The sequence below is a fragment of the Marinobacterium rhizophilum genome (assembly GCF_024397915.1).
Lineage (GTDB): Bacteria > Pseudomonadota > Gammaproteobacteria > Pseudomonadales > Balneatricaceae > Marinobacterium_A > Marinobacterium_A rhizophilum_A.
On sequence record NZ_CP073347.1, the window covers coordinates 3,780,152 to 3,798,743 of the forward strand.

The 18,592-nt window shown below is 61.3% G+C and carries 14 protein-coding genes; 5 read left to right on the forward strand and 9 right to left on the reverse strand.

The genetic code is table 11. The features are described 5' to 3' along the window. The first annotated feature begins 89 nt into the window (after positions 1 to 89). Together KDW95_RS16980 and KDW95_RS16985 are read left to right on the forward strand one after the other, a co-directional pair. A complete protein-coding gene (locus KDW95_RS16980; protein WP_255852991.1) occupies positions 90 to 953 on the forward strand; it encodes a YicC/YloC family endoribonuclease in 864 nt (287 codons plus the stop codon). A 161-nt stretch (positions 954 to 1,114) separates the two neighbouring features. Next, positions 1,115 to 2,596 carry a GGDEF domain-containing protein gene (locus KDW95_RS16985; protein ID WP_255852992.1) on the forward strand — a complete coding sequence of 494 codons (1,482 nt, stop codon included), beginning with the start codon at positions 1,115 to 1,117 and terminating at the stop codon, positions 2,594 to 2,596. A gap of 342 nt (positions 2,597 to 2,938) precedes the next feature. Here KDW95_RS16985 and mepA read toward each other — a convergent pair whose 3' ends face one another. Then, on the reverse strand, positions 2,939 to 3,787 hold the full coding sequence (gene mepA / locus KDW95_RS16990; protein WP_255852993.1) for a penicillin-insensitive murein endopeptidase: 849 nt from the start codon (positions 3,785 to 3,787) through the stop codon (positions 2,939 to 2,941). Between the two features lie 245 nt (positions 3,788 to 4,032). Between mepA and KDW95_RS16995 the strand changes: the two genes are divergently transcribed. Further along, complete coding sequence (locus KDW95_RS16995; protein ID WP_255852994.1) at positions 4,033 to 5,211, forward strand: gamma-butyrobetaine dioxygenase; 1,179 nt, start codon at positions 4,033 to 4,035, stop codon at positions 5,209 to 5,211. 99 nt (positions 5,212 to 5,310) lie between these two features. Here KDW95_RS16995 and KDW95_RS17000 read toward each other — a convergent pair whose 3' ends face one another. The 7 genes from KDW95_RS17000 to KDW95_RS17030 form a co-directional block, all read right to left on the reverse strand. Further along, on the reverse strand, positions 5,311 to 6,351 hold the full coding sequence (locus KDW95_RS17000) for a GlxA family transcriptional regulator (protein WP_255852995.1): 1,041 nt from the start codon (positions 6,349 to 6,351) through the stop codon (positions 5,311 to 5,313). A 49-nt stretch (positions 6,352 to 6,400) separates the two neighbouring features. Then, on the reverse strand, positions 6,401 to 8,059 hold the full coding sequence (locus tag KDW95_RS17005; protein WP_255852996.1) for a BCCT family transporter: 1,659 nt from the start codon (positions 8,057 to 8,059) through the stop codon (positions 6,401 to 6,403). Positions 8,060 to 8,346: 287 nt separating this feature from the next. Then, positions 8,347 to 9,315 carry a 3-hydroxyacyl-CoA dehydrogenase NAD-binding domain-containing protein gene (locus KDW95_RS17010; protein WP_255852997.1) on the reverse strand — a complete coding sequence of 323 codons (969 nt, stop codon included), beginning with the start codon at positions 9,313 to 9,315 and terminating at the stop codon, positions 8,347 to 8,349. A 275-nt stretch (positions 9,316 to 9,590) separates the two neighbouring features. Then, complete coding sequence (locus tag KDW95_RS17015) at positions 9,591 to 10,481, reverse strand: 3-keto-5-aminohexanoate cleavage protein (protein ID WP_255852998.1); 891 nt, start codon at positions 10,479 to 10,481, stop codon at positions 9,591 to 9,593. Between the two features lie 373 nt (positions 10,482 to 10,854). Then, positions 10,855 to 12,258: a BCCT family transporter gene (locus tag KDW95_RS17020; RefSeq protein ID WP_255852999.1), complete on the reverse strand. Its 1,404-nt coding sequence runs from the start codon at positions 12,256 to 12,258 to the stop codon at positions 10,855 to 10,857. A 45-nt stretch (positions 12,259 to 12,303) separates the two neighbouring features. Continuing rightward, on the reverse strand, positions 12,304 to 13,236 hold the full coding sequence (locus KDW95_RS17025; RefSeq protein WP_255853000.1) for an alpha/beta hydrolase fold domain-containing protein: 933 nt from the start codon (positions 13,234 to 13,236) through the stop codon (positions 12,304 to 12,306). 461 nt (positions 13,237 to 13,697) lie between these two features. Next, positions 13,698 to 14,654, reverse strand: a complete 957-nt coding sequence (locus KDW95_RS17030) for a GlxA family transcriptional regulator (RefSeq protein WP_255853001.1) — start codon at positions 14,652 to 14,654, stop codon at positions 13,698 to 13,700. A gap of 124 nt (positions 14,655 to 14,778) precedes the next feature. On the opposite strand from KDW95_RS17030, the gene KDW95_RS17035 reads away from it, so the two are divergent. Beyond that, complete coding sequence (locus tag KDW95_RS17035) at positions 14,779 to 15,261, forward strand: thioesterase family protein (RefSeq protein WP_255853002.1); 483 nt, start codon at positions 14,779 to 14,781, stop codon at positions 15,259 to 15,261. 16 nt (positions 15,262 to 15,277) lie between these two features. Here KDW95_RS17035 and KDW95_RS17040 read toward each other — a convergent pair whose 3' ends face one another. After that, a complete protein-coding gene (locus tag KDW95_RS17040; RefSeq protein WP_255853003.1) occupies positions 15,278 to 16,204 on the reverse strand; it encodes a pyridoxal-phosphate dependent enzyme in 927 nt (308 codons plus the stop codon). A 172-nt stretch (positions 16,205 to 16,376) separates the two neighbouring features. Between KDW95_RS17040 and KDW95_RS17045 the strand changes: the two genes are divergently transcribed. Then, positions 16,377 to 18,548 (forward strand): esterase-like activity of phytase family protein, encoded by a 2,172-nt coding sequence (locus tag KDW95_RS17045; RefSeq protein WP_255853004.1) that lies wholly within the window; start codon positions 16,377 to 16,379, stop codon positions 18,546 to 18,548. Positions 18,549 to 18,592 lie beyond the last annotated feature (44 nt).

The following is an 18,592-nucleotide window of genomic DNA, read 5'->3' on the forward strand; positions in this document are numbered from 1 at the left end:
TCAACTTTGGAGAGAGCCCGGCGGTGTAGTGACGCAGGCCAGGCTGTTAGAATGACTCGAACAGCCAATTCTAATCGAGATCGGACCACATGACACGCAGTATGACGGCCTTCACCCGCCAGGAGACCCAGGGAGAATGGGGCAGCCTGGTATGGGAAATTCGCTCGGTAAATCACCGTTACCTCGAACCGCACCTGCGCCTGCCGGACAGCCTGCGTGAGCTTGAAGGTCCCCTGCGGGAAAAACTGCGCCAGGCACTGAGTCGCGGCAAGGTTGAATGCACGCTGCGTTTCGTGCCGGAAACCCAGCAGCAGACCCTGAGTGTCGACCGCCAGTACGCCGCGCAGCTGGTGGCGGTGGCCGAAGAGCTCGGCACGCTTGTCAGCAACCCGCAGCCGATCAATCCGCTGGAGGTGCTGCGCTGGCCAGGTGTGCTGCTGGAAAGCGAACTCGATATGGATGCGGTGAAGAAAGCGGCGTTGACGCTCTTCAATCAGGCACTGGCCGACCTGGCCCAGGGGCGCCAGCGCGAAGGCGCCGAGCTTGCCTCGCTGATAGAGCAGCGCCTGCTAAATATCGAAAAGGTGGTGCTGCAGGTACGGGGGCGTCTGCCCGAGATTCTGGCGACGCAGCGCAACAACCTGCGTAACCGCCTGGCCGAACTGCAGGCCGAGCTGGATGAAACCCGCGTCGAGCAGGAAATCGCGCTGCTGGCCCAAAAGGCGGATGTGGACGAAGAGCTCGACCGTCTCGATACCCACGTGCAGGAAGTGCGCCGCGTTCTTAAACAGAAAGAACCGGTGGGCCGTCGTCTTGACTTCCTGATGCAGGAACTGAACCGCGAAGCCAACACCCTGTCCTCAAAATCCATCGTCGCCGACACCACCCAGTGCGCCGTCGAACTCAAGGTACTGATCGAGCAGATGCGCGAACAGATCCAGAATATAGAGTAGGGCTGTTGGTGTTTTCGACAAGCAGGTACTGCATGGCCCAAAGTAGGGCTGGCTGAGGGTTGATGAACAATCCGGAGTAAAGGTCTTGTCATGTGGCGATTGGTTATCGACCAAGGCTGGGGTAAAGTGATGACAGAATCAGATGAGTGCAAGGCGAACGGATGAGCCAGTTATCTCCGCTTTTGGAAGAAAAACTTTCAAGGTGTTGTGAGCTCCCTACATTACCTGCAGCGGCTGCCAAAATACTGGATCTGGCCCAGAATCCCGTGGCAACCATGGGACAGGTAGCCGATGTTGTCGGCATGGATCCAGCCCTGGCGACCAAGCTGCTGCGCATCGCCAACTCCCCGCTTTACGGCCAGCGACGCCAGAGCAGTAACCTGCGACAGGCGGTGATGTTAATGGGCTTGAATTCCACACTGATGCTGGCGCTCAGCTTTTCGTTGTATTCTTCGCTGTCAGACAATCAACAACAGGCTTTTGACTACACCCGCTTCTGGCGTCGATCGCTGCTGGCATCCATCGCTGCGCGCATTCTCGCTGCTGAAACCAGCGAGGTCTCTCCCGAAGATGCTTTCCTGGCGGCGTTGCTGCAGGATATCGGCATGGCGGTGCTGGATAAGGCGCTTGACGGTTTTTATCCGCCGTCTGCAGAGGGGCGCAACAATCATGATGAACTGCTGGCCCATGAAATGCAGCAACTGGGCCACGATCACGCCTCGGTCGGCGCCTGGTTGCTGGAGCGCTGGAGCTTTCCTGCCCACTTGGCGGAAGCGGTCAGCGCCAGTCACCAGTTGAGCCCGGCCTTTAGCCTCTGTGACGTCACCACCCTGGCGGACTGCATTGCTCTATCCGGGCGCATCGCCGATGGTTTTATGACCGCTGACGGTCGGCCCCCGTCGCAGGCCGATGATCCGAGCTCTAATCTCAGCGGCAGTTTAGAAGCGGTGCTGGACGCTACCGCCGCCGAAATTCCGGCCATTGAAGAACTCTTCAACATGAGCCTGATCGATGGCCAATGCAACGATGGACTGCTGTCCCACGCCAAGGAAGTGACGTTGATCCGGAGCTTGCACAATTCTGAGCAGATTGAGCACAGCCTGATAAGGCTGAAAGACGCAGAAGAGCGTGCGGAACAACTAGAAGAAGCCACCCGTCGCGACCATTTAACCGGGGTTTGGAATCGTAGTCATTTCGATAATATCCTGAAGGACGAATTCCTCCAGTCGCGTAAAAATGGCTGGCCATTGAGCGTGCTGTTTATCGACCTGGACAAATTCAAGAATATTAACGACAGCTTCGGTCACGCCTTCGGCGACCAGGTGCTAAGGTTTGCCGCCAATATTCTTAAGTCGAATATTCGCTCGCAGGATTCCGTATTTCGCTTCGGCGGCGAAGAGTTTGTGCTAATACTGCCCGGCAGCGATACCAAGGGAGCCAAAATTATCGGTGCCCGTATTGTCGAGGCGTTCAGAAATAATCGCTACCCGACAAAGGCTGATACCAGCATTTCTCTATCCGCCTCAGTCGGCATGGCCACCCTGGACGGTCAACACGACTTCAACACCGCCACCGAGCTGTTAAACGCCGCCGACATGGCCATGTACCGGGCGAAAAAGAGCGGTGGTAACCAAATGGCCTAGCAGGCTGCCCACAAGGCAAGCTGCAGGGATATAGCTTGTAAATATTGATTCAGGTGTTTTCATTTAGTGATCAATGGGACATGGCAGCGAACCGCCACAGGACGGAACGCCGCCCGGAACAATTCGCAGGCTCATTAATACCCTGCGAAACCGCACTGACTTAAACTCTGCGACCGACGACCTTGGCATTGACCGACTCGGCTCGGGCACCTGGCTTTGCTCTGCCTTCTGCATTCATGCAGTCGTACGAAAAGCCAATTTTTATCCTGTCAAGAGGGGGCTTCCGTTCCCTTTTTCGTTAAATAGCCCACTATTCTCCTTAAAGTAGCGTCTGCTGTGCGCTCAGGGTGCGCGTAAAACCTGGGTGCATTGCTGCGGCATCGGTTTGGGCTTTGGTTTTGGCGTGGGCTTTGCCGGTGGCGGTGCCGTGCCGCGCAGCTGCGCGTAAAACTCGTCGCTGAACCACCAGTCCAGGTCTGCGCCGCAGGGCGCCTGTGGCACGGGTTGCTGGGGGATACAGTTCTTGTCGCCGGCGGGGCAGGCCAGGCGCACATGGAAATGGTAGTTGTGGCCCCACCAGGGGCGGATCTTGCGCAGCCAGGCATTGTCATTGCCCGCAAGGCTGCACAGCTGGCGCTTGATGGCGGGGTGGACAAAGATTCGCGCGACCTTCGGATCTTCGGATGCCAGGCGCAGTATGCGCGGGATATTGGCGTTCCAGTTTTGCTCGACCAGGCGGTGCGCCTGCGCATCTGCCAGCGGTTTTGCGGCAATAGTGCCGCGCTCCGCCTCGCTCAAGGGGCGAGTGAGCGAGCGCTGATCCTGTGAATACCAGATGTCCACATCCAGGCCGATCTGGTGGCTGCGGTGGCCTGAGCTGAACGGGCCGCCGCGGGCCATGGACATGTCTCCGATGTGTAGGCGTCCGAGGCCCTGTTGCGCCACAGCGCTGGAAAAATCCGTCAGGAAGCCTATCAAGGCCGGGTTGCCGTAGTGACGATTGCGAGCGGTGCGCACCAGCTGGAAACCCTCTCCGCGAACGGGCATCTGCTGCGCACCGCTGAGGCAGCCATTGGTGTACTGGCCGATACTCGCCGATGCCTGTGATGAGGGGCGGTTGACCGCTTCCCAGGGGGTGGCATTGCTCGTGGCGATACTGCCGCAAAGCAGTGCACCACCGACCAGTGTCAAACACAAGGATCTCATCGCTAGGGGCCTTTGGTTACGCAGAGCATGCCCACAGTATAGAGGCAGCTGCTGTCTCTTCGTCTGGCAAGCGCTGCCAGGCCGGTTCAGTTCCGTCGGTTTTACCTGTGTCGAGTTGTCGGGCTGGGGCCATGCAATGTCGCCTGAGTGCCATCCAGGCCAGGGTGCTTCGTCTTAATATCGTGGCAAGGCTGTCGCCAGGCAGCTGCAACGAGGTTAGGAACACAGACATGATCGACAATACTGCCGCCTTTGAAACCGCCGGTTACAGCAGCTACCCCGTGACCCACCGGCCCTTGCGCATCGAACCCGGTGAAGACTCACTGCGCCTTGCCTGGGAGGATGGTCGCGAGAGCGAATTTCACTACCTGTGGCTGCGGGACAACTGCCCCTGTCCGCAATGCGTGTCGTCGCTGACGCGGGAACAGCTGTTCGAAATCTGCGATGTGGCGCTATCCATCCGGCCGGAAACGGCCCGGCTGAGCGACGGTTACCTGGAGATCCAGTGGCAGGGGGACGGTCACAGCAGCCGCTTTCATCCTGGCTGGCTGCGGGCCCATTGCTACAGCGAGCAGGCCCGTGCGGCGCGCCACTGGCAGCCCGAAATCTGGGACAAGGCCGCCATCGAAGCCCGCCTGCCCAGCTTCGATTACAGCGACATGATGCAGGACGATACCGTGCTGCTGCGCTGGTTGCGCCAGCTGCGTGACAGCGGTATTTCCCTGCTGCGCAATACCGACACCACGCCGGGCACGCTGAAACAGGTGGCCGAGCGCATTTCGTTTATCCGCGAAACCAACTTCGGCACCCTTTTCGATGTGCGTTCCAAGCCCGATGCCAATACGGCCGCCTACACGACGCTGCGCCTGCCACTGCATACCGACCTGCCGACCCGCGAGCTGCAACCGGGGCTGCAGTTCCTGCACTGCCTGGAAAATGATGCCAGCGGCGGCGAGTCGATGCTGGTGGATGGCTTTCGCATCGCCGAGCATATGCGCCAGGAGTATCCCGATGATTTCGAGGCGCTCAGCACCCTGCCGATGGATTTCTACAACAAGGATCGCAACAGTGACTATCGCTTTCGCGGGCCGGCACTGGTGCTCGATGGCCAGGGCACGGTGATCGAGGTGCGCTTTGCCAACTTCCTGCGCGGCCCGCTGGATATTCCGGCCGACCAGGTGGTACGGCATTACCGTGCCTACAGCACCTTTATCCGTCTGACCCGCGAGGCACGATTCCAGTTCGAGTACCGCCTGGTCCCCGGCGATCTGCTGGTGTTCGACAACCGCCGCGTGCTGCATGCCCGCCGTGCCTTTGATCTGCAGCAGGGGCAGCGCCACCTGCAGGGCTGCTACGTGGATCGTGACGAGCTGTTGTCGCGCATCCGGGTGCTGGAACGCAGCCTTTAATCTGCAGCTGTCAGCTATAAGCTTTTACGGCTTACGGCTTACGGCTTACGGCTTACGGCTTACGGCTTACGGCTTACGGCTTGTTGATACGGTGTTGGGTTACGCCCCTGCGGGGCTAACCCAACCTACGCGGCGTTGCTCGCCGGGCGTCATGTCGAAATGACGCCGGTAGCTGCGACAGAAGTGCGAGGCGGTGACGAAGCCGCAGGCAATCCCAACCTCTGCAATTCCAAGATCCGATTCGCACAGCAGCTGCCGCGCCCGTTCGAGGCGCAGCTTCAGGTAGTAGGCCGACGGTGAGACCCCAAGAAACTGCTGACACAGTCGTTCCAGCTGACGCAGCGAGATATGGGCGCTGCGAGCCAGCTGTGCCGGTGTCAGCGGCGTTTCCAGCTGTTGTTCCATCAGGGTCAGCACCCGGATCAGGCGCGGGTGGTGGATGTTGAACTGGCGTGGCAGGCCGATACGCTGGCTGTCCGAAGCCGGCCGCATGCCGTTTTTCAGGCACTGATCACAGATCTGCAGTGCCAGGGCGGTGCCGGCGTGCTGCTGGATCAGGTGCAGCATCAGGTCGGTGGCAGCGTTGCCGCCGGCACAGGTGATGCGGTTGCGTCCGATTTCAAACAGTTCCGGGCTGATCAGGATATCGGGATAGGTTTCCTGGAACGCCGGTATGGCTTCCCAATGCAGCGTGACCCGATGCCCCTTGAGCAGGCCCGCCCGGGCCAGCAGGTGGCAGCCGGTGTCCAGTGCACCCAGCAGGCTGTTACGCCGGTGAAGGCGACGCAGCCAGTCGATGAGCGCCGGGCTCCGGTGGCGCTCGGGATGAAAGCTGGCATTGACGAACAGGTTGCGCGGCTCGACCGTGCGCATGTCCAGGTGCTGCTGCAGCGCCATCTGGTTGCTGGCCGTGACGGCCTGGCCGTTCTCGCTCAGGCACTGCCAGCGATAGAGTTCCCGGCCTGCCAGGCGGTTGGCGATGCGCAGTGGCTCTATGGCCGAGAGCAGCGACACCATGGCGTATTCCGGTAACAGCAGAAAGGAGACGGTGATAGTGCCGTCATCATCGGGATGGAGGATGGACGCTGCGGGCGCCGGGCTTGCCGGCGCCGCAGTCCTGGTGAATGAAGTTGTTGCCATGGATGGTCCTGAAGCGGGTCCGCGCTGCGTAGCGCAGACCCGGGCAGAGTCAGTTGGTCTGGGAGGCCGGGCGTGCAGTGCCCAGCACCCCCGATTCCTGCCACAGTGACTTCAGTACGCCGAAGGTCATGGCCAGTATGACCAGGCTGAGCGGCAGGGCGGCGGCCATCAGTGCGGTTTGCAGGGCACTCAGGCCTCCCGCGAGCAGCAGTACGGCGGCCACCAGGCCAATGATGATACCCCAGAAGATGCGGAACAGCTGCGGCGGCTCATCGTTGCCCAAAGACAGGATGGTGGTCAGCACCAGGGTGCTGGAGTCCGATGAGGTGACGAACCAGCTCATCAGCAGGAACACCAGCAGTGCCGAGATGATCCAGCCCAGGGTACCGTCGCCTGCAATGCCATCGGAGCTGGCGAAGAGTGCCGCCGGCAGGTTCCAGGCGTTCACCAGGTCGATCAGGCCGGCGGTGCCCGGGCCGTTGGCGGCATTCAGTTCCTGCCACAGGGCGGTGCCGCCAAAAATGCCGAGCCAGACAAAGATCACCAGGGTAGGGACCAGCAGCACGCCGAGCACGAATTCGCGCAGGGTGCGGCCCTTGGAGATACGGGCGATAAAGAGGCCAACGAAGGGCGCCCAGGCCAGCCACCAGCCCCAGTAGAACACGGTCCAGCCGTTCTGCCAGCTGGCCGGGCCTTCTTCTGCCGGGAACCAGAGCCCCATCTGCACGAAGTTGGCCAGGTAGTCGCCCAAAGACTCGGCAAACAGGCTCAGCAGCCAGGCGGTCGGGCCGCCGAACAGGAAGAAGCCGATCACCAGTATCGAGATGATGATGTTCCACTCGGAAATGAGCTTGATGCCGCGGTTGACGCCAGAGATGGCGGACAGGATCGAAATCACTGTAATCAGCGCGATCAGCGTCAGCTGGGTGTTGATGCCGGGGTCCACGCCGATCAGGCGCTCAAGCCCCACGGACATCTGGCTGACACCGAGCCCCAGGGACGTGGCAACACCGAAAACGCAGCCCAGCACGCCGAGCAGGTCAACGGCGTGGCCGATGGGGCCATAGATGCGATCACCGATAAAGGGGTAAAGCGCCGAGCGCAGCGCCAGCGGCAGTTTCTTGCGATAGGCGAAGTAGGCCAGTGACAGGCCAACGATGACGTACACCGCCCAGCCGTGGAAACCCCAGTGGAAGAAGGTGACGCGCAGGGCATCGACGGCGCGGTCGTGACCAATGGCGGTGGCACCGGCCATGTCGGCGTAGGGGTTGTTGGGGTAGCCGAAGGCGCCGCTGTTATCGAGGTAGAAAATGGGTTCGGCAACGCCGAAAAACAGGATGCCGATACCGATACCGGCGGAAAACAGCATGGAAAACCAGGCGAAGTTGCTGAATTCGGGGCGGCTGTCGTCATCGCCCAGGCGAGTTTGGCCGTGGCGGCTCACCACGATGTAGCAGCAGGTGATGATCAGGAAAACCACGGTCACCAGGTAGTACCAGCCAAAGGTGGCTTCGATCCAGCTGCGGGCGCTGCCAAAGATGCTGCTGGCCAGCTCTGAATTGGTACCGGTAAAGAGAACGAAGGCCAGTACCAGCGCGGCGGCGCTTATTGTCATGCCCTTGTGCATGTCCTTGAACAGGCCATGGCGGGTGATCAGGTCGGCCTTGAAAATGGTACTGCCATTATCAGGTTGTTGTTCTATCGACATTGGGGATGTCTCCGGAAAGTCATGATGCGAATTAGGTACTGTGCTAAACGGATAAGCAATCTCCTGAAAGTTGTCGGACAGGGCGCAACGGCAGGGTAGAGGCCTGCGCGTTGCGCCCGTGTGCAGCAGCTTGTCGGGCTTAACGCTGATCTACTGCGGAAACGCCGATTTTGGCTATTTTTTGTACTCCTCTTCGTTAAATAGAACCACTATTCGCCTCAAAAGAGCCCAAAAACTGCCTCAAAACGGCCATTCCCTCGCTACGATCGGTCAAGCCCGACAGGCTGCTAGCGGCGGATGCCGTGTTCGTCGCGGTATTCCTTGAGCGTCTGCATGATGCGGATCAGGCAGTCGTCCCGCTCCTGGATGAGTTCATTGATGCTGGCGCCGTTGGCCTGGGTCAGGCAGCCGGCCACCATATCGTCTTTGAGCTGCTGTGTCAGTTCGGGGGCGTCGAGACGGGTCCAGGGCTCCTTGAGGGATTCCTCGAAATGATCCAGCAGGTGCGCCATGCCGCCCTGGCCACCGCCCAGGTGATAGGTCAGGCAGTGACCCATGATGGCCCAGCGCAGCCCCGGACCGTAGGCGATGGCCTTGTCGATGTCCTCCACCGAGCATTCATTGTTGGCCACCATGTGCAGGGCTTCGCGCCACAGGGCTTCCTGCAGGCGGTTGCCGATAAAGCCCGGCAGCTCCTTGTCCATCTTGGCCACCTGTTTCTCGATTGCCTCGTAGAAGGCGGCGGTCCAGTCGACCACGTCCTGGCTGGTGCGCTCACCACCGCAGACTTCGCAAAAAGGCACCAGGTAGGGCGGGTTGAACGGATGGCCGACGACAAAACGCTCGGCCTGGTGCTGGATTTCCACCGCCATGTCGGACATGGCAAAGCCGGAGGTGCTGGAGATGATGACCACTTCCGGCGGTGCCACGCGATCGAGCTCTGCAAACAGGGCGCGCTTGGCATCGAGGTTTTCCGGGGTGCTTTCCTGAATGACCTGCACGCTGGTGGCCATCTCTTCCAGGCTGTCGGCAAAGCGCAGCCGATCCGGGCTTGCGCCCTCACGCAGGCCCAGCTTCACCATGGTGGGCCAGATGTGATCCACCATGGCCAGCAGCTTTTCGCGGGCGTTGGGGCCGGGATCATAGGCGACCACGTCCATACCCATTCTCAAAAAATGCAGCGCCCAGGCGCCGCCGATAACGCCAGTGCCAAGAACACCGGCTTTGGTGACTTGATTGGGATTGGGACGTGTCATGGTTAATTCTCCAGATCTAGCTGAGTACGGTGTGGTCGCAGTTTTTCGTGGGTTCTAAAGGCGCAGGTAACGACATCCATGACCATTTACCCGGGTATGCTCAAAAAATGCAGCGCCCAGGCGCCGCCGATAACGCCGGTGCCAAGAACACCGGCTTTGGTGACTTCAGTCGGAAGAGGACGATTCATCAGTTTTGCTCCGAAGTGGGTCCGGCACGGCCTGTGATGCGTGCGGACCCGATGATTCTGTGTGGGATGGTTCAGCAGTGCCTGGCGTTACTGGGTGCCACGCAGGCGCAGTTTCTGGCGGGCTTCTGCGGGGCTGAGGATGCGTGAACCCATGTTCTGCACGATATTCACCGCGCGCTCGACCAGCTGGCCGTTGGTGGCAAACTCGCCCTTGCCCAGGTAGAGGTTGTCTTCCAGACCGACGCGGATATGGCCGCCCAGCAGGGCGGACTGCGCGGCCCAGGGCAGCTGGTTGCGACCCAGGGCAAAGGCGGTCCAGTTGGTGTTGGCCGGTAGCATGTCGACCATGCCCTTGAGCAGGCTCAGTTCCGGCGGCGTGCCCCAGGGGATGCCCTGGCACAGCTGGAACATGGCGTTATCGTCGATCAGGCCTTCTTTCATCATCTGCAGTGCGAACCAGAGATTGCCGGTATCGAAGATTTCCAGCTCGACGGTGACATCCAGCTGCTGAATGCGGGCCGCGGCCTTGCGCAGCATGTCCGGTGTGGAGATGTACACCAGGTTGCTGTCACCGAAATTGACCGAGCCGCAGTCCAGGGTGCAGATCTCGGGCTTGAGTTCTTCAATGTGTACCAGGCGCTCCAGGCCGCCGACCAGGTCCGTTTCCGGGCAGAAGGCGGTGGGGTTTTCCTCGGGGCCGACATAGAGGTCGCCACCCATGCCGGCGGTCAGGTTGATGATGACGTCACAGTCGGCGGCACGCAGGCGCTCGCAGACTTCGGCGTACAGGTCCAGGCGGCGGGAGCACTGCTTGGTTTCGGGATCACGCACGTGCATGTGCGCGATGGCGGCACCGGCGTTCCAGGCCTCGATGGCCGCATCGGCGATCTCTTTCGGCGTGACCGGTACGTGGGGGCTGCGGTCGGCGGTATCGGCGGCGCCGGTAACGGCGCAGGTGATGATGACGTCCTGATTCATGGCAATTCTGGCTCTTGAAGTATGTTGTTGTCGCGCCGGGCACGCCCGGCTTGTGCTTAAAGTTACGCGGATGAATAGGATATTTTTGCCCAAATTCGAATCTTAATTGCCTTTAAGCGATCAAATTTTCCTGCTGACGCGATTGGATAAGACGAGCCTGTTTGCGACAGCGGGAAGGGCGAGAGGCTAGGTGAAAGCAGGTGCGAGGTGCGAGGTGAAAGCAGGTGGGAGGTTCAAGGGAGAGAGGCGCTTAGAGCTTTCAGCCGTAAGCTGTCAGCTTACGGCTGAAAGCTGCCGGTTTACCAATAACGGCTTTTTAACCACCTGCGCCGCTTGCCCTGCCCGTGCAGCAGGGACAAGCGGCGCTCAGGGCTTAGCTGGATGCAGGAATATCAGCCGGTTGATCAAGCTGGCTGGCGTTCCTGTTGCGGCGCAGGCGCAGGAGGAAGGCCGCTCCGATCGCGAAGATGCCAAAGGCGACCGGAATGGCGGCGACCGAGATCAGTGTCAGTATGACCTTGAAGATGTCGCCATCGAGCCAGTTGATGACGACGGCCAGGGCGGCCATGGCGACGATCCAGAAGGCACGGGAGCGTGGCACCGTGAGCATTTCGCAGACCAGCCCGGCCGAATCTGCGCTGGTGACGAAGAACAGCAGGAGGTTGAGCGCCAGGATGGCCGAGAGTATGCCGTAGCTGTCCAGCGTGGTCATCAGGGTGAAAACGTCCGCGGAGCCTGTGTCCAGCCCGGCCAGGCCGAAGACGGTGAACCAGAGGCAGGAGAACAGGCTGGGTACCAGCATCACGCCGAGCACCAGCTGGCGCAGCGTGCGGCCTTTGGAAATGCGCGCGATGAAGATCCCGGTGAAGACAAACCAGCCGTACCAGGATGCCTCGAAGGCATAGAGCCAGTCGGCGAGCCAGACCTTGCGCTCAGGGTCACCCAGGCCGATGTCGGTGGCCATCGCCGGATAGCTCACCATATATTCGGGCAGCAGCCGGGCGAAGGTCGCGAGGATCTCGCCCGGGTTGGTCAGCAGGAAGACGCTGAGCATGAGGCCGACGGCGAGCAGGGTGTTGTAGTTGCTCAGCCACTTGATGCCGCGATTCAGGCCGGAGGCGCTGGAGGCAATGGCGAAACAGGACAGCAGCACAATGATCAGGGTCGTACTGACGTCGGCCCCCAGGTATTGCGAGACGCTCTTTTGCAGCGGGGTGGCCGCGTAGGAAAAGGTCAGTGAAAGACCGATGACTGTCGAAACCACCAGGCTGACCAGGTTCAGCTTGCTGAGGAAACCGCCGCCCAGCAGTGTCTCGGCGGGTTTGGCGATATTCAGGTTGTACATGGCGTGGGCGAAGATCACGCCGATGGCAAGGTAGCCGGCCCAGGCCAGCAGGCCCCAGTGGTTGAAGGCATAGAGCAGTGCCTGATCGGTGCTCTGGCCGGCCTCGACGTGGTAGCGCGGTTCCAGTACGCCCCAGGTGAGCAGGCCGATCCCCATGCCCGTGGCGAACAGCATCCCGAGCCAGCTCAGGGTGGAGAACTCCGCCGGGCCCGTGCCGAAACGCAGGCGCCCAAGGGGTGTAAACATCAGGATCACAAAGCCCACCGAGACGGCGAACGCGGGGTAGGTGAAGATAAAGCCCAGGTTGCCGATGACGTTGACCTTGATGGCATCGAGCAGCAGCTGGAAAGCATTGGGGGCCAGGGTCGCGAATCCGATCAGGCCGATGACCGTCAGGATGGTTGCGATGCTGGTACCGAGGTTCTGTTTCATGAAGGTTTCTCTTGTTGTCATTATCGTCGTTGTTATTCGGGGGTATCAGGGGTTTTGATGCGCAGGCAAAGGCGATGAGGTCGTCTCCTGTGTCCCCGAGTGCTGGTGTCTGGCTTGATCAGCAGGGCTGTCCAGCCGTTGCCTGAGTGCCGCGCAGAACTGCCGCCAGGCGTCTGCCATCCCGGGCAGCGATTCCCGCGCGTGCAGGCAACCGTGCAGCATGTTGGCCGCCTGCCGGTAGCCAACATCGGCACCGCCTGCGCGCCAGGCCTTTACGGCTTTTTCCAGTGGCGCCGTCAGCGGATCTCGCTCCACCGCCAGCACTTCAATGTGTTTGGCCGGCGGCGGCTGGCCGTCGCCTGGAGGCGCGTCATCCTGGATGAGCGCCCAGGCCGCCAGAACATCCGCGCGGCTGAGCAGCGCAGCATCGGGCCCGAGGTTCGCGGTGGTCGGCACGCCCACCAGTGGATAGATCAGCCCCAGCAGCGGCACTGACGCGGCGCCGATCACGGCGTCCAGTATCAGGCGGGCTCCGGCACTGTCACCGACCAGGGCGACGGGCGCGGTGGCGGCAACAACCCGGCGGCAGTCGGCCAGCGCCTGGGCATAGCGTGCGCCCGGCATCAGCGGGTAGTCGATGCTCAGAACTTCACGTTCAAGCAGCTGTGCCAGGCCCGCGGCGATGCCCTGGTGGCTATCCAGTGACCCCAGGCTGTAGCCACCGCCGTGGACGTAGACAAGCGTACCCGGCTGACACCGTGCGGGGCGGTAGAGGCGCACGGGTACGGCTTCGATGCCGGTGTCGGTGAGCGTCATGCCAGCGGGCAACGGTGGGGAAAAGGATGCGCAGAGATCGTCGTAGTGGCGCCGTGCCGCTGTCAGCGACATGCCGGCCATGGCGTCCAGGCCTGCCTGAAAGCGCTGCTCGAAGGTGGCGATATCCATCGCCTTAGGGGTACCGGTTTCGAGCGGAGCCATTAGCTGTGCGCCTTGACGGTATTCGACAGAGGCCAGCAGGGCTGAACCCGGCCGGAAACGAAAATGCACGCAGTGCGGGTGCCTGCACAGGGGATGATTGCGTCTGGATTCATGACGATTCTGGCTCTTGCTGTATTTGTTGTCGTGCCGCGTACGGCACCAGGGAGCGCTCGGTGCGCATGGCCCGTACCTAAAGTTACCCGGATACCCAGGGTGTCTTTGTCTAAAGACGCACCTTAATTGTCCATATACGAATAAATCTTCCCGATGGCGCAATTGGGCAAGACGGGTCTGTTTACGACAGCAGCAAGGGCGAGGTGCGAGGTGAAAAGCAGGTGCGAGGTTCAAGGGAGAGAGGCGCTTAGAGCTTTCAGCCGTAAGCTGAAAGCTGCCGGTTTACCAATTCCCAATCACCAGAGGACTGCCCCCAGCGTAGGCGCCGCGTCTCGCGGTGAAGCTTTTTAACGTTCCCGACTGGGGTTCTTGTCAAAGCGCTGCTGGTAGCTGCGGGTGAAATGGGACAGGGAGACAAAGCCGCAGGCGACCGAGATATCGGTCACGCTCTGGCTGGTTTGCTGCAGCATCCAGCGGGCCTGGTCCAGGCGCAGGTTGCGGTAGTAGCGGCTCGGTGTCTGTTGCAGGTAGTGCTGAAACAGGCGTTCCAGCTCGCGCCCGGACAGCTTCAGCTGGGCCGCGATTTCACTGATGCGCAGTGGCTCTTCCAGGTTCAGCTCCATCAGTTGCACGGCCTCCACCAGGCGCGGATTGCGGCTGTCCAGGCGCTTTTGCAGTGAGGTGCGCTGGGGGTCGCTGTGGGCGCGCTTGTGGGTATAGATCAGTTCGTCGGCGACGGTCGTGGCCAGGCCGTTGCCGTGCTGGGTGCCGATCAGGTACAGCATCATGTCGAGCCCGGACAGGGCGCCGGGACAGGAGAAGCGGCCGCGATCCACCACCAGCAGTTCCTGCACGAAGTCGACGCGGGGAAAGGCCTGGGCGGTACTCTGCAGGTTTTCCCAGTGCAGGGTGGCGCGGTAGCCGTCCAGAATGCCGGCGGCGGCGGCGATATAGGCGGCGGTGTCCTGGCAACCGATATCGGCACCGTGGCTGGCCTGCTGGCGGATAAATCCCAGCAGGCCCGGTGTAATGCGGGCATGGGGGTCGTAGCCGGCACAGATGATCAGGGTATCGCAGACGGCAAGGTCGCGAATGCTGCGGTCGCTCATGATATCCAGGGAATCACTGCTGCGCACAGGCCCGCCCCGTTCAGAGACTAATTGCCAGCGGTAGAGCTCGCGGTTGCTGCTGTGGTTGGCGTGGCGCAGGGGGTCGAGCATGGCGGTGAGACCGAACAGCGAAAAGCCCGGCACCAGCAAAATACTGATGTGCTGGGGGTACTGGCGGGGGCGGTCTCCAAACATGGCTCTGGTCGTCCTGTTCTGGTGAAAACGCGCATCGAATAGGCGGATTCAGGCAAGTTTTGTGGCGCAGGCGGGTTAGCATTGCCCAAAAGCCGATGCGGCGCAATCCTGAATCGAGGTAAAAATGGCGACTGAACTCAACGTGTTTGATGGCCCGGTGCAGCCTGAGTGGATCGACTACAACGGTCACATGAATGATGCCTGCTACGTGCTGGTGTTCAGCCAGGCCATTGATGAATTCATGGTTAAAATTGGCCTGGACGAGAGCTTTCGCAGCGCGCATCAGGCGTCGATCTACACGCTGCAAAGCATGGTCCACTACCTGCAGGAAGTCAGCCTGGGTGAACCGTTGCGGGTCTCTGCCCAGCTGCTGGAGAGCGATGCCAAGAAGCTGCGGGTTTTCTTTACGATGCAGCATGGCGAAAGCGGTGATGTGCTGGCGGCAATGGAAACCCTGCTGTTGCACATGGACATGGCGGCTCACCGGGCGGCCCCCATGCTGGCGGACACCGCCGCGCGGGTCGAGGCACTGCGGTTGCACCAGGCCGACCTTGAGTGGCCGGCACTGGCCGGACGCAGCATCGCCCTGACGCGCCCGCGCAGTTAAATCATCGGTTACAGGGTTAACCTGCCGGCAGTGGCTGTGCCCACTGCTGCAGTTGCGCTACGCTCGCGGTAACGCCGCCGCACACGATCACCAGCACCGAACGGCAGTCCTGCATCAGCGCAGGCGGGTTATAAACAGCGGCCAGGGAGGCGCCGCAGGCGGGCTCGACCACCAGGCGTTGATCATCCATAAAGCGCAGGCAGGCCTCGATGGCCGCCTGATCCGACACCACCAGGTTGTGCACGGCATGATGCCGGGTCCATTCCAGCGCCTGATCACACACCTGGCGCGCCCCCAGGGATGTGGCAAGGCTGCTGATGGCGGGCAGTTCCACCGGCGCGCCGGCTTTCACTGCAGCATCGAAGGATGCGGCGCCCTCGGTTTCTACCGCCAGCACCGGCACATCCTGCCAGCCATTGCGATGCATGCCCTCCAGGACGCCACACAGCAGGCCGCCGCCGCCCACCGACAACACCACCAGGTCCGGTTTCAGTTTCGTGGCGGCGACTTCGTCGATCATTGAGGCATGACCCTGCCACAGCAGCGGGTCGTCAAAGGGATGCAGCATGGCGTCGGTGTCACCCACCAGGGACAGCGCCAGGGCGTTGGCTTCCTGCCAGGAGGCTCCGTGGATGCGAACCTCGGCGTTCTGCTGGCGTATCAGCTCGATGGCGCGGGCGCTGGTGGTTTCCGGCACCACGACCAGCACCGGTACCTGCAGCAGGCGCCCGGCATAGGCGACGGCAATACCGGCATTGCCGCCGGAGGATGAGATCAGGCGGCGGGCACCGCGGCGCACATACTCGTTGCAGGCATGGCCAATGCCGCGCAGCTTGAATGAGCCAGACGGCTGCAGGGCATCGAGCTTAAGCCAGACCGGGCACCCGGCGCCAAGGCTCAGTGTGCGGGATTCAAGCAACGGGGAATTGATATGCAGTGACATGGTGCCTGTTTTAAGTCGCTAATTAATAAAGGGAAGCTCCAATCGACCACAGGCAAGGCCCGGGGGCAACTTTTCATGCAGCGCTGCTGCGCCCTGTTGCCGTGCTGTCATCCTGCTGTCATTTCGCCACACTAGTTTATGGGCTTCTTTTATTCTTTGCGGAGCAATTCTGATGTCCGAGCGACGTTTCACGCAGACGGCCCTGGCCCTGCTGATGGCTGCTGCTGCCAGCACGGCGCAGGCGCAGTCATTCAACCGTATTGCCAGCTTCCCGGTAGCCCAGAACCTGGCTGCCCAGGATGCGGCCCAGGAAACCTCGGCTGAAATCATCGCGGCCTCTGCCGATGGTCAGACGCTGGTGTATTCGGACAGCCCCCGCGGGGGCTTGGGTTTCGTGGATATTCGCGATGCCGACAAGCCCCGCGCGGCGGGCTTTGTCGATATGGGCGGTGAGCCGACATCGGTTGCCACCATCGCGGACATGGTGCTGGCAGGGGTGAATACATCGCCCAGTTATACGGCACCGTCCGGTTTCCTGACGGCGGTCTCCCTGCAGGACCACGCTGAAAAAGCCCGCTGTGACCTGGGCGGCCAGCCGGATTCGGTAGCCGTCTCCAAAGACGGCCGCTTTGCCGCCGTGGCCATTGAGAACGAGCGTGATGAAGACCTCGGCGACGGTGCGCCCGGTCAGTTGCCGGCCGGCTACCTGACGATCCTGCCACTGAAAGATGGCGTGCCGCAGTGCGACGCGCAACGCCGGGTTGAGCTCACGGGGCTGGCGGACATTGCCGGCGAGGACCCGGAACCGGAGTTCGTCGATTTCAATGATCGCAACGAGATCGTGGTCACGCTGCAGGAAAACAACCACCTGGTGATCGTTGCCGCCGAATCCGGCGAAATACTGCATCACTTCAGCGCCGGTGCCGTGGATCTTGAGGGCATCGACACCGCCAGGGACGGTCAGCTTGATTTCAGTGGCAGCCAGAGCGCAGCCCTGCGTGAGCCGGACGCCGTGAAATGGCTGGATGACGCGCGCTTTGTTATCGCCAACGAAGGCGATTACCAGGGCGGTGCCCGCGGCTTTACCATTTTTCACAAGGACGGCCGGGTACTGTTTGAGTCCGGTGCCGATTTCGAGCAGCGCATAGTGGCGGCCGGTCACTACCCGGAAAAACGCTCCGGCAAAAAAGGTGCGGAGCCTGAAGGCGTGGCCGTGGGTGTTATCGGCGATCAGCGTTACATCTTCGTGCTGTCCGAGCGCGCATCCGTGATCGGTGTTTACCGCGATACCGGTGCGGCACCGGAATTTGTGCAGCTGCTGCCCTCCGGCATCGCGCCGGAATCCGCTGTGCTGATTCCCTCCCGCGGCCTGCTGGCCAGCGCCAACGAGAAGGATCTGGCGGAAGATGGCGGCGCGCGCTCCCATGTCATGCTGTTCCGCCTGGGTGATGCAGCGCCGGCTTATCCGCAGCTGGTGTCGGAGCCTGCCGCCAGCGGCTTGCCCCTGGGCTGGGGTGCGTTGTCGGGCCTGGCGGCAGATCCTGCCAAGGCCGGTCTGCTCTATGCGGTGAACGACAGCTTTTACAGCCAGCAGCCGAGCATTTTCACAATCGATGCCAGCGCTGTGCCGGCACGGATTACCTCGGCCATGCCCGTCATGCGCGATGGCAAGGCGGCCGAAAAACTCGATCTGGAAGGCATTGTGGCCGATGGCGAGGGCGGTTTCTGGCTGGCGTCCGAGGGGCGTACCGACAAGGACATCCCCCACGCCATCTATCACACCAATGCCCAGGGCGAGATTGACCAGACGCTGAACTTCCCGCCCGAGTTGCTGCAGCACGAGAAACGCTTTGGCGCTGAGGGCATTACCCTGATCGGTGACACTCTCTGGATCGCCATTCAGCGTGCCTGGAAGGATGATCCTGAAAATACCGTCAAGCTGGTGTCCTATGACCTGAAAACGCAGCAGTGGGGCGCGGTGCGTTATCCCACGCAAGCCGCCACCAGTGGCTGGGTCGGGCTGTCTGAAATCAGCCTGGGTGCGGACGGCGTTTACATCATCGAGCGTGACAACCAGATCGGTGAGAAAGCAGCGATCAAGCGCCTGTACCATGTGGCCATGGATGAGCTGAAACCGGCAGCGCTGGGCTCGGATCTGCCGCTGGTCAACAAGCAGCTGGTACGCGACTTTATCCCCGACCTTAAAGCCTTGAACGGTTTTGTGGTCGACAAGATCGAGGGCTTTACGCTGGATGCTGCGGGTAATGGCTTTGCCGTGACCGACAACGATGGCGTGGATGACAGTTCCGGCGAAACCTACTTCTTCGCCACCGGGAAGCTCTAGTCTCCAGATGCGAATGACCGTCTGGCTTTAGGGTCGCACGGACA

Bases quoted from the DNA above. Each gene is read 5' to 3' on its own strand.
- KDW95_RS16980 (WP_255852991.1), top strand. From the start codon at position 90: ATGACACGCAGTATGACGGCCTTCACCCGCCAGGAGACCCAGGGAGAA.
- KDW95_RS16985 (WP_255852992.1), top strand. From the start codon at position 1,115: ATGAGCCAGTTATCTCCGCTTTTGGAAGAAAAACTTTCAAGGTGTTGT.
- KDW95_RS16995 (WP_255852994.1), top strand. From the start codon at position 4,033: ATGATCGACAATACTGCCGCCTTTGAAACCGCCGGTTACAGCAGCTAC.
- KDW95_RS17000 (WP_255852995.1), bottom strand. From the start codon at position 6,351: ATGGCAACAACTTCATTCACCAGGACTGCGGCGCCGGCAAGCCCGGCG.
- KDW95_RS17005 (WP_255852996.1), bottom strand. From the start codon at position 8,059: ATGTCGATAGAACAACAACCTGATAATGGCAGTACCATTTTCAAGGCC.
- KDW95_RS17010 (WP_255852997.1), bottom strand. From the start codon at position 9,315: ATGACACGTCCCAATCCCAATCAAGTCACCAAAGCCGGTGTTCTTGGC.
- KDW95_RS17015 (WP_255852998.1), bottom strand. From the start codon at position 10,481: ATGAATCAGGACGTCATCATCACCTGCGCCGTTACCGGCGCCGCCGAT.
- KDW95_RS17020 (WP_255852999.1), bottom strand. From the start codon at position 12,258: ATGAAACAGAACCTCGGTACCAGCATCGCAACCATCCTGACGGTCATC.
- KDW95_RS17025 (WP_255853000.1), bottom strand. From the start codon at position 13,236: ATGGCTCCGCTCGAAACCGGTACCCCTAAGGCGATGGATATCGCCACC.
- KDW95_RS17030 (WP_255853001.1), bottom strand. From the start codon at position 14,654: ATGTTTGGAGACCGCCCCCGCCAGTACCCCCAGCACATCAGTATTTTG.
- KDW95_RS17035 (WP_255853002.1), top strand. From the start codon at position 14,779: ATGGCGACTGAACTCAACGTGTTTGATGGCCCGGTGCAGCCTGAGTGG.
- KDW95_RS17040 (WP_255853003.1), bottom strand. From the start codon at position 16,204: ATGTCACTGCATATCAATTCCCCGTTGCTTGAATCCCGCACACTGAGC.
- KDW95_RS17045 (WP_255853004.1), top strand. From the start codon at position 16,377: ATGTCCGAGCGACGTTTCACGCAGACGGCCCTGGCCCTGCTGATGGCT.